Origin of the sequence: Aliivibrio sp. A6 (genome assembly GCF_028765505.1) — a bacterium.
GTDB lineage: Bacteria > Pseudomonadota > Gammaproteobacteria > Enterobacterales > Vibrionaceae > Aliivibrio > Aliivibrio finisterrensis_A.
This window is the reverse complement of record NZ_JARACR010000171.1, coordinates 1-224: the sequence shown is the minus strand read 5'-3', so window position 1 is coordinate 224 and position 224 is coordinate 1. Positions and strand designations below refer to the sequence as shown.

Annotated in this window: 1 protein-coding gene; it reads left to right on the top strand. The window is 45.1% G+C overall.

Annotated features, from left to right (window positions below):
• Positions 1 to 224, top strand: a 224-nt coding sequence (locus PVK70_RS19035; protein WP_274441730.1) for an Ig-like domain-containing protein, incomplete at both ends; no start/stop codon positions are given.

The window sequence follows — 224 nt, the reverse complement described above, 5'->3', positions numbered from 1 at the left end:
TACAGGTGAAACTGCAACGATTACAGTGACATTAAGTGAAACCGCAACCGATTTTGCTTTATCAGACTTGAGTGCGACTGGAGGAACTTTATCGACTTTCACTGGCTCAGGTACAAGCTACACAGTGGTGTTTACACCAACGGCAGGCAGTAATGGTGTAGGTAAGGTAACGGTAGCTCAAGACAGCTTTAGTGATGCGAAAGGTAATAAGAATGCTGCTGGAG